Source organism: Martelella lutilitoris (genome assembly GCF_005924265.1).
Lineage (GTDB): Bacteria > Pseudomonadota > Alphaproteobacteria > Rhizobiales > Rhizobiaceae > Martelella > Martelella lutilitoris.
On sequence record NZ_VCLB01000010.1, the window covers coordinates 234025 to 243178 of the forward strand.

Annotated in this window: 2 protein-coding genes; one reads left to right on the forward strand and one right to left on the reverse strand. The window is 62.1% G+C overall.

The features are described from left to right. The first annotated feature begins 396 nt into the window (after nt 1-396). Nucleotides 397-8715, forward strand: coding sequence for a glycoside hydrolase family 94 protein (locus FF124_RS18570; protein WP_246072534.1), 8319 nt, complete (start codon nt 397-399; stop codon nt 8713-8715). Between the two features lie 33 nt (nt 8716-8748). On the opposite strand, the gene FF124_RS18575 is transcribed toward FF124_RS18570, so the two are convergent. After that, nucleotides 8749-9154, reverse strand: a 406-nt coding sequence (locus FF124_RS18575) for a transglutaminase-like domain-containing protein (RefSeq protein WP_138749960.1), incomplete at its 5' end; no start/stop codon positions are given.

Genomic DNA, 9154 nt, shown 5'->3' on the forward strand with positions numbered 1-9154 from the left:
GCCAGAGGCTCCGCCGCCAGAACTTCACGTCCCAGAACTTCACATCAAGGGGCGAAGCAACCCGACACTGCGTCATGAACGTCATGAAGGTCCGAGCGGCCCAAACGAGCCGCTACCGCTCTTGCAGAATAGCGGAAACCCATACCCATCATCCAAACCCCGCGTCTGGGTTTTCAGACACACAGCCGTTGCGCCGAGACTTGCGTCCCGGTGGAAAGGCAAAACTTGAAAATCGAATTCCTCCATAACCGAACCGTGTCCCCTCTTTGGAATGACCGGTCACCGGTCAGACAGGAACTGTTCAGCACCGAACGGCTGGAACAGCATGCGATCAGCCTTGCAGCGGCGCAGCCCGTGTCCGGCAAGGCTCCGGCGGTGATATCCCTGCACAAAAGAATGAGCGAAAATGCCGGCGTTCTTCTGTCTGCCTACCGAGCCGGCATCAATGAACTGAAGAACGGTCGGGAAGTGGTGCCGGCGGCGGAATGGCTGCTCGACAATTATCATCTGGTCGAAAAGCATATTCAGGAAATCAGGAACGACCTGCCGCCCGGCTATTATCGCCAGTTGCCCAAGCTTTCGGATGGGCCCTTTGCCGGTTATCCGCGTGTCTTCGAGCTGGCCTGGGCCTTCGTTGCCCATACCGACAGCCTTTTTGATCGCGACAAGCTTGAGCGGTTTCTGATGGCCTATCAGCAGGTCCAGCCGCTGACGATCGGCGAGTTGTGGGCCGTTGCGATCACGCTCAGGATCGTCCTCATCGAAAACCTGCGGCGGCTGGCCGATCAGATTACGGTGGCACGCGCCGCCCGGCTCGACGCTGCGAATCTGGCCATCAAAATTCTTTCAGCCGACGACGGCGAGACGGCTCTTCAGGACGATATCGCCTCACGTTCCAAAGAACCGCTGTCGGAACTCTTTGCCGGACATCTGGCGCGGCAACTTAGAAACCGGGACCCCGAGACCACGCCCACGCTCGGATGGCTGGAGAAACGGCTTGCGCTGCAGGGATGCACCATCGAAGAGGTCGTGCAGCATTCCCAGCAAAGGCAAGGCGCCTCGAATGTCACTGTCCGCAACATCGTCACCAGCCTCAGGCTGATTTCCGATATGGACTGGGCGGACGTGTTCGAAAGCGTAAGTCCCGTCGACGCGCGGATGCGCGCTGCGAGCGCCTTTGCGGACATGGATTTCCCGACGCGCGACCTCTATCGCAAGGCGATCGAACAGCTTGCGCGCGGCTCATCATGGACGGAACTGGAGGTCGCCGATCAGGCGCTTGAGGCAGCGCGAAAACCGGCATCCGACGAGGATGACCCGACCGATGCCGCGCGGGTCGCCGATCCGGGCTATCACCTCATCGCCGAGGGTCGGCCAGCCCTGGAGCGGGTGATCGGGTTTCAGCCGCCTGTGCGCCTCTGGCTCGGACGTCTCAATATCCGATTAGGCATTGGTGGTTACATCGCGTCGATCCTGCTTGTTACGACACTGCTGATGGCCCTGTCGCTGTTGCTGTTGTCGCAAACTGGCCTGACGGCCGTCTGGCTCGCGCTGTTTGCAATCCTGGCACTGCTGCCGACAAGCGAAGTTGCGACAGCCATCGTCAACCGGACAATGAGCTGGTGTTTCGGCGCCGTCATTCTGCCCGGCCTCTCCCTCAGGCACGGCGTTCCGCCGTCGTTGCGCACGCTCGTCGCCGTTCCCACGCTTCTGACGAATGAAGCGGATATTCTGGAGCAGGTCGAGCGCCTTGAGGTCCATCACCTTTCCGGCGCGGGTGGCGACATCGTCTTCGCGCTTGTCACGGATGGAACCGATGCCGATCAGGAAGAGATTGAAGCGGACGGCCCTTTGCTGGCCGCTGCTGCTATCGCAATCGCCCGTCTTAACGAACGTCACAGTCCGGTGAACGGAGGCAACCGCTTCCTGCTTTTGCACCGCCGCCGTCTGTTCAATCCCTTAGAAAACCGCTGGATGGGGTGGGAGCGTAAGCGCGGCAAGCTGCACGAACTCAATCGCTTACTGCGTGGCGCCGACGACACCAGCTTCGCTCCGATTGCAGGCGTCCCGCCCGAGGTTCCGGCGGACGTGCGTTATGTGATCACGCTCGATGCAGATACCCGCTTACCGCGCGACGCGGCACACCGCCTGATCGGCAAGATGGCACATCCGCTTAACCGTCCGCGTTTCAGTTCGGCGGACCAACGGATTGTCGATGGTTATGCCATTCTCCAGCCGCGTGTGACGCCCTCGCTACCGGTGGGCCATGAGGGCTCCCTCTATCAGCAAGTCTTTTCCGCGCCAGGCGGCATCGACCCTTATGCCGCCGCGGCCTCGAATGTCTACCAGGATCTTTTCGGCATCGGCGGTTATACCGGCAAGGGCATCTACGACATCGACGCCTTTGAACAGGCACTCGGCGAGCGCGTGCCGGAGAACACGATGCTCAGCCACGATCTTTTCGAGGGTTCATTTGCCCGGGCGGCCCTGGCCTCCGACGTCGAACTCATCGAGGAATTTCCGGCCCGCTACGACGTCGACGCCAAGCGACAGCATCGCTGGACGCGGGGCGACTGGCAGCTTCTGCCCTGGCTGACCGGACAATACAGGGACGATGGCGTCCTGCCCGCCGTCAACCGTGGCATGATGGTCGACAATCTGAGGCGCTCCCTCATCGCTCCGTTCACGCTTCTGGCCCTTGGCCTTGCCTGCACTATGCCGTTTCCCGCCGCACTGGTGGCGATCGCGCTGGTCTTCGCCACTCTGGCAATCACAGCCTTTCTTCCGGTTTTATCCACCGCCATGCCGCACAGCACCGGCATTCATCTGCGCAGTCACCTGAGCACGCTGGGCGCGGATCTTCGCCTTGCTGCCTTGCGAACCGGTCTCGACCTTGCCTTTCTTCCCGACAGGGCATGGCGGATGACGGACGCGATCGTGACGACGATGAACCGGCTCTTTCGCACCCGACGCCATTTCCTGGAATGGACAACAGCCGCCCAGTCGCAGGGCAGCCCGCGCCTTGATCTTTCCGGTTTCTACCGCCGCATGGCGCCCGGCACGCTGATCGCGCTTGCCATCGCCGGGACTGCCTGCCTGCTGTCGCCGTCATCATGGCCGCTCATTCTTCCCTTTGCCCTTTTGTGGCTGGCGGGGCCCGCCATTGCCCTTTGGACGAGCCGCCCGCCTGCAGAAAAGGTGGGGGGCGCGACATCCGATGCTGACGCAATCGCACTGCGTCTGATCGCCCGCCGGACATGGCGCTTCTTCGAGACCTTCGTGACGCCTGAAAGCAACATGTTGCCGCCGGACAATTTTCAGGAGGATCCGAAGCCCGTCATCGCCCGGCGCACCTCGCCCACCAATATCGGGCTCTATCTTCTCTCTACCGTCGCGGCCCGCGATTTCGGCTGGACCGGCAAGGTCGAGACTGCCGACAGGCTTGAGGCTACGCTGAAAACAGTGAGGACACTGGCCAAGTACAAAGGCCACCTCTTCAACTGGTATGCGACCGATGACATGCGCGTTCTCGATCCCGCTTACGTCTCCTCGGTCGACAGCGGAAACCTCGCGGGGCATCTGCTTGCTCTTGCCAATGCCTGTGAATCCTGGGTCGCAGCGCCTTCGGCTTCAAATATACGGACAGGGCTGACCGACAGTCTAGCGCTGGCCCGGCAGGCACTCGACGCGACCTCCGGAAAGGGCAGACACGCTGATGAACGGCTGACCGGCCTGCTCGACGATATCGAACTCCGGCTGAACGGATCAGAGTCCTTTGAAACGTTAGGCCCCATTCTGACCCGCCTTTGCAACAAGGCCATCGCCGCAGCATGGAAAACCATTCCCAAAACCGGTGAGGATTCCTCCGACGACCTCATTTTCTGGCTCGGCACCCTGAACAGACGCTTGGCCGAGGATCGGCGCGATCGCCTGGCTGACAGGAGTCTGGATATCCGAATATCGGCGATTGCGACCGAAGCGCGGGCGATGGCAATGGCGATGGATTTCGCTTTCCTGCTCGATCCCGAACGCAAGCTCCTTTCGATCGGCTATTCAATCCCGGACGAAATCCTTGACGAGAACTGCTATGATCTTTTGGCCTCGGAAGCCCGACTGGCAAGCCTGTTCGCAATCGCCAAGAGCGATGTTGAAACCCGGCACTGGTTCCTGCTGGGACGCTCTGCAACGCCGATTGGACCGGCCTCGGCACTGATCTCATGGTCAGGCTCGATGTTCGAATATCTGATGCCCTCGCTGGTCATGCGCGCACCGCAAACCAGCCTGCTTGCCCAGACCAACCGGCTTGTGATCCGGCGCCAGCAAGCCTATGCCGTCAAGCTTGGCACGCCATGGGGCATCTCCGAATCCGCCTACAATGCCCGTGATACGGAACTGACCTATCAGTATTCCAATTTCGGCGTTCCCGGCCTCGGGCTGAAGCGCGGCCTTTCCGAAAATGCCGTCATAGCGCCCTATGCAACCGGTCTCGCCTCAATGATCGATCCGAAGGCCGCATGTGCGAACTATGTCCGGCTGGCCTCCCTGGGTGCCCTCGGGCGCTATGGCTTTTACGAAGCGCTGGATTTCACGCCTGCGAGACTCCCCGAGAATGATAAGGTGGCAATCGTGCGCACAAGCATGGCCCACCATCAGGGCATGACGATTGTCGCCATCGCCAACACGCTCGATGACGGAATCATGCGCGCCTATTTCCATCGCGAACCGATCATTCAGGCTTGTGAACTGCTGTTGCAGGAACGCATACCCCGCACGGTGACCAACGAGCGTCAAAAGATCGAAGACGCTCCGGTCTCGCCCGTCAAATCCTCACTGGGTCCCGATACATCACGGCGACTTTCCGGGGTCGTGACCGGCCCTCCGGCAACCCATCTGCTTTCGAACGGCCGCTATGCGGTGATGCTGACAGACAACGGCTCCGGCTACAGCCGCTGGCATGACCTTGCCGTCACGCGCTGGCATGAGGACGTCACCTGCGATGATGACGGTTCGTCGATCTTCCTGCGCGATGTCGATGATGGTGCGGTTTGGTCCGCAGGCGCCCGGCCGCTCAGCGACGATGACGAAGGCGGCCATGTCGTTTTCGACGAAGACAAGGCCCGCTTCGTCTCCGTTCACGATACGCTGACCACGACAATGGAGGTGTTGGTTTCGGGCGAGGACGACTGTGAGGTTCGGCGCGTCTCCATCTCCAACACCGGCAGGCGCGCACGCGAAATCGAAATCACATCCTGTGCCGAACTTGTGCTCGCGCCGGCTTCGGCCGATACCGCCCACCCGGCGTTTTCGAAGATGTTCGTCCAGACGGAGTATGCCGCAGAATACGGCGCGCTGATCGCAACCCGCCGCCCGCGCACGCCGGATGAGCCCCGCATATGGGCCGCCCATTTTGCCGTGGTCGAAGGCCAACCCGCCGCCGACCCGCAATACGAAACCGACCGGGCCCGTTTCATCGGTCGCGGCAATACGGTCGCCACCGCGGCATCCATGGCGGGCGACGCGCCGCTTTCGAATACGGTCGGCACAGTGCTCGATCCGGTTTTCTCGATCCGCCAGCGTTTGAAGGTCGCTGCCGGAAAGTCCGCCCGCATCGCCTACTGGACCGTCGTCGCTCCTTCGCGTGCCGAACTCATTGACCTGATCGACAGGCATCTCGACCGCAGCGCCTTCGAACGCGCCCGGACGCTCGCCTGGACCCAGGCCCAGGTTCAGCTTCGCCATCTCGATGTCAAATCGGGCGAGGTCGCTGATTTTCAGCGATTGGCCGCCCCGATCATCTACGCGGATCCGCGCTTTAGGGCATCGGCAACCGAAATTGCGCGCGGCGCCGGATCCCAGTCCGATCTCTGGCATCTCGGTATTTCCGGTGATTTGCCGATCGTGCTACTCACCATAGACGACGCGCAGGACATGGCGCAGGTCCATCAATTGCTGCGGGCGCACGAATACTGGCGGATGAAGAGCCTTGCGGTCGATCTCGTCATCGTCAACGCCCGTGCCTCGTCCTACACACAGGACCTGCAGATCGCCATCGAGACCGCGCATCGCAGCAGCCAGTCGCGGCCACGCCCCGGTATCGAACTGGCACAGGGCTCGGTCTTCGTTCTCCGGGCGGACCTGATGAGCGCAGAGGCGCTCGCGCAGCTTCATTCGGTCGCCCGTGTCAGGCTGAATGCCCGGCGCGGCCCGATTGCGCAGCAATATCCGCAATTGCCGTCTCCGCCGGCCATGCCGGTAAAACCGGCATGGCCGAAGCGCGCCTCAAGGAAAGACATGGCGCCCTATCAGCGCCCGGCACTCGAGTTCTTCAACGGATTTGGTGGCTTTGACAAGGATGGCAGGGAGTATGTGACCATTCTAGAAGCGGATGCGGTCACCCCTGCGCCCTGGATCAATGTGATCGCCAATTCCCGTTTCGGTTTTCAGGTTTCTGCGGAAGGCAACGGCTACACGTGGGCTGAAAACAGCCGCGAAAACCAGCTGACAGCCTGGTCGAATGACCCGGTCACCGATCCGACCGGCGAAGCGTTTTATATCCGCGATGAAGAAACAGGCGAACTTTTCTGCCCGACGGCGCAGCCGATCCGGCGCGAAGGCGCCTATATCGCCCGCCACGGCTTCGGCTATAGCCGGTTCGAACATGAGCAAGACGGAATTTCGGCTGATCTTCTCCAATACGTACCGCTCGCCGATCCGGTCAAGATTTCACGCCTGACGCTCCGCAACACGACTGGTCGGCCGCGGCGCCTGACGGTCACAAGTTACGCCGAACTCGTTCTTGGCGGCTCGCGCGGTGCTACGGCGCCGTTCGTCATCACAGACATCGATGTAAAGTCTGGAGCCCTGTTTGCGCGAAATCCGTGGAGCGCCGGCTTTCCCGGTCGCCTCGCTTTTGCCGACCTTGGAGGCGAACAGACGGCCTGGACGGCGGACAGGAGCGAATTCCTCGGCCGTCACGGCAATGCCTCCGGGCCGCGCGCCCTTGGTCGTGACCAGCCGCTTTCAGGCGCCACAGGCGCTGGCCTCGATCCCTGTGCCGCCCTGCAGCGGACGATCGTGATCAGCCCCGGCGAAACGATGGAGATCACTTCGTTTCTGGGTGAATGCACCTCTGTGGACGAGGCGCGCAGCCTGATTGCGCGCTACCGCGAGGCCGATCTCGACGCGGTCCTGCAGGCGGTCACCGATCACTGGAGCGATCTTTTGCAGACCGTTCAGGTGAAAACGCCGGACCGGGCGATGGATATCATGTTGAACGGCTGGCTGCTCTACCAGACGGTTGCCTGCCGCATCACCGCCCGCTCCGCCTTCTACCAGGCAAGCGGCGCCTATGGTTTCCGCGACCAGCTTCAGGATGGCATGGCGCTGACCTTTGCCCGACCGGAGGAGACCCGGCATCACCTCCTGCGCGCCGCCTCCAGGCAGTTTATCGAGGGCGACGTCCAGCATTGGTGGCTGCCCCAGTCCGGCCAGGGTGTCAGAACCCGCATCTCCGACGACCGGGTCTGGCTCGCCTACGCTGCCGCGACCTATGTGAAAACCACCGGCGATGACGCCTTGCTCGATGTACCCGTGCCCTTCCTCGAAGGCCCGCTGCTCGAACCCGGACAGCACGATGCGTTTTTCCATCCGACTGTCGCAGTCGAAGAGGCTGCGCTTTTCGAACACATGGCGCGCGGTCTCGACCAGTCCATTGAACTGACCGGAGAGCATGGCCTGCCGCTAATGGGCACCGGCGACTGGAATGACGGCATGAACCGGGTCGGCGAAGGCGGCAGGGGCGAGAGCGTGTGGCTAGGCTGGCTGCTGCTGGCGGCAATCGATCTTTGCGCCCCTCTTGCCGACCGGCGCGATCCGCAGCGCGCCGGTCGCTGGCGCGCCCACGCCGAAACGCTGCGCGCAGCCATCGAAACCCATGCCTGGGACGGCGAATGGTATGGCCGGGCAACCTTCGACGACGGCACATGGCTTGGCACAAGCGACAATCCGGAGTGCCGTATTGACTCGATTGCACAGTCCTGGGCCGTCCTGTCGGGTGCCGGGGATCCGGCCCGCGCCGCGACCGCGCTTTCTTCGCTCGAACGGCACCTCATCCGGCCCGATGAAGGCCTGGCGCTGCTGTTCACCCCGCCCTTCGGCGACGGCGCGCGCGATCCGGGCTATATCAAGGGCTACCCGCCGGGCCTGCGCGAAAATGGCGGACAATACAGCCATGCGGCCATGTGGGCGATCATGGCGTTTGCCAAGTCGGGAAACGGCGACAAGGCGCAGGCGCTCTTTTCGCTGCTGAACCCCGTCAATCATGCCCTCACCGCCGAAGATGCCGACCGCTACAAGGTCGAGCCCTATGTCGTCGCCGCCGACGTCTATTCCGTCGCACCGCATGTCGGGCGTGGCGGCTGGACATGGTATACCGGCTCTGGTGGCTGGATGTACCGCTCGGGCGTCGAGGGTATTCTCGGCATTCGCCGCGAGGGCAGCTTCCTGCTGGTCGCTCCGTCGATCCCGGCGCAATGGCCGGGTTTCGAGGCCACAGTCACGGTGGAAAAGACCCGCTTCGATATCCGCGTTGATAATGGCCGCCGACCGGGCGCGGACGCATGGTCGGCCATGCTGGATGGCGATACGTTGACGCTGTCCGAAAACATCGCACGGGTGCCGATCGACGGCGGCAAGCACACATTGCTTTTGAACTGATGCCGTTGGGGGCGTGGATGACGCGCCGCCGGTTCAGATTTCCTCGGTGACGACATCGAACTGGCGAAGAATGGCCGGGCCGAAGGCCGTCGACATTGCCACATCCGTTGCATCGCGGCCTCTCGCCATCAGGATGCGGCCGATGCGTGGGCTGTTGTGCCGCGCATCGACCGTATACCAACGCCCACCGAGATAGACTTCCATCCATGCACTGAAATCCATCGGGTTCGGGTCCATCGGCACGCCGATATCGCCGAGATAGCCTGTGCAATAACGCGCCGGAATGTTGAGGCAACGGCAGAGCGTGATGGCGAGATGGGCATAGTCGCGGCAGACGCCGACGCCATCGCTGAAGCCACCAAAGGCGGTCCTGAACGGGTCGGCCTTCATATAGTCGAACGCGATCCGCTGATGGGTGAAATCCAGGATCGCCTGCACG

What these genes read in the sequence shown, in the direction of transcription:
- FF124_RS18570 (WP_246072534.1), top strand. Translation starts at nt 397, where the DNA reads ATGAGCGAAAATGCCGGCGTTCTTCTGTCTGCCTACCGAGCCGGCATC.